The sequence below is a fragment of the Streptomyces sp. NRRL WC-3549 genome, assembly GCF_000721935.1.
Lineage (GTDB): Bacteria > Actinomycetota > Actinomycetes > Streptomycetales > Streptomycetaceae > Streptomyces.
In genome coordinates this window covers 7,741-8,569 of record NZ_KL585454.1, presented here as the reverse complement: position 1 = coordinate 8,569, position 829 = coordinate 7,741, and the positions used below count along the sequence as shown (strand labels likewise).

The window sequence follows — 829 nt, the reverse complement described above, 5'->3', positions numbered from 1 at the left end:
CCTGGCGTTATCGGGTGGTGTGGAAGTCGGTTGCGGGTGTGGTGTCGGAGTCGCTTGCGGGTGGTTGGTTGGTGGTGTGTGGGCCGGGTGGTGTGGATGGTCCGGTGGTGTCGGGGCTGGTGGCTCGTGGTGCGGGGTTGTTGGTGGTCGACGGGGTTGTCGATGGTGGGGTGTTGGGGGAGCGGTTGTCCGGTGTGTCCGGTGTGGTGTCGTTGTTGGATGCTGCGGGGACGTTGGGGTTGGTGCAGGTGCTGGCAGGTGTGGGTGTGCCGGTGCGTCTGTGGTGTGTGACGAGTGGTGCGGTGTCGGTGGGGCGTGCGGATGGTGTGGTGGATCCGCTGGGTGCGCAGGTGTGGGGTCTGGGGCGTGTGGTCGGGCTGGAGTTGCCTGGTGTGTGGGGTGGGTTGGTCGATGTTCCGGCTGTTGTGGATGAGCGGGTGCTGGGGCGGTTGTGCGGGGTGTTGGCCGGTGGGGGTGGTGAGGATCAGGTGGCGGTGCGGGGCTCGGGTGTGTTCGGGCGTCGTGTGGTGCGTGCTCCGGGTTCGGGTTCGGGTTCGGGTGTGGTTGTGGGTGGGACGGTGTTGGTGACCGGGGGTTCGGGTGCTTTGGGTGGGCATGTGGCCCGGTGGGTGGTGGGTGAGGGTGCCGGCCGTGTGGTGTTGGTGAGTCGTGGTGGTTCGGTTGCGCCGGAGTTGGTGGTGGAGTTGGAGGGTCTGGGCGCCGAGGTGGTGGTCGCGGCGTGTGATGTGAGTGACCGGGGTGCTCTGGCGGGGCTGGTGGAGGGGGTCGAGGCGTCCGGTGGGCCGGTGCGCTCGGTGTTCCATACGGC

General features: G+C 68.2%; 1 protein-coding gene. It reads left to right on the top strand.

Annotation, left to right across the window (positions count from 1 at the left end; genetic code table 11):
- Positions 1-829 (top strand): beta-ketoacyl reductase (locus IH13_RS39390; RefSeq protein WP_158791509.1); only part of this gene is annotated, 829 nt, incomplete at both ends.